The sequence below is a fragment of the Gemmobacter aquaticus genome (assembly GCF_007859075.1).
In the GTDB taxonomy this organism is placed as follows: Bacteria; Pseudomonadota; Alphaproteobacteria; order Rhodobacterales; family Rhodobacteraceae; genus Gemmobacter; species Gemmobacter aquaticus.
In genome coordinates this window covers 1-808 of sequence record NZ_VOAK01000017.1, presented here as the reverse complement: position 1 = coordinate 808, position 808 = coordinate 1, and the positions used below count along the sequence as shown (strand labels likewise).

At 66.5% G+C, this 808-nt stretch carries 1 protein-coding gene; it reads right to left on the bottom strand.

Features of this window, described 5'->3' with window-relative positions:
- On the bottom strand, positions 1–737 hold a 737-nt coding region (gene kduD, locus FQU74_RS09690; RefSeq protein ID WP_146286275.1), incomplete at its 3' end, for a 2-dehydro-3-deoxy-D-gluconate 5-dehydrogenase KduD.
- Positions 738–808: the final 71 nt, after the last annotated feature.

The window sequence follows — 808 nt, the reverse complement described above, 5'->3', positions numbered from 1 at the left end:
CGCGCCATCCATCCGCCATCGACATTGAGGACAGCGCCGTGGACATAGGCTGCGGCGTTTGAGCAGAGGTAGACGGCGGTTCCGGCGATATCCTCGGGTCGGCCCCAGCGACCGGCGGGGATGCGCTCCAGGATGGCGCGGTTGCGATCGGGGTCGGCGCGCAGGGCCTCGGTGTTGCTGGTCGCGATATAGCCGGGGGCGATGGCGTTGACGTTGATGCCCCTGGCGGCCCATTCATTCGCCATGAGCTTGGTCAGCCCCGCCACCCCGTGCTTCGAGGCGGTGTAGCTTGGCACCCGGATCCCCCCCTGAAACGACAGAAGCGAGGCGATGTTGACGATGCGCCCGGCCCGCCCCTCGGCAATCGCGGCGCGGGCAAAGGCCTGGCAGGTAAAGAACACGGCCTTCAGGTTCACGTCGATCACGTCATCCCAATCGGCCTCGGTGAACGCGACACTGTCGGCCCGGCGGATGATCCCGGCGTTGTTCACCAGGATTGAGTACCCTGCCCCCTCGAACAGATCCGACGCCGCCATCGGGTCGGCAAAATCGAGCGGCTGAAACCCGCCCCGGCCACCGACTGCGGCGATCTGCGCCAGCGTCTCGTCACAGTCGCGCCGCGCGGCGCAGATGACCTCGGCCCCGGCCCGCGCCAGACCCACCGCGATGGCCTGCCCAAGCCCGGTATTGGCGCCGGTCACGAGCGCCTTATGCCCTTGAAGATCAAACGGATTCACAGCAGATCCTCCGGCTGGACAAAGTCCATGTCGGTGTAGTCGACATTGTCGCCCGCCATGACCCAGATGAA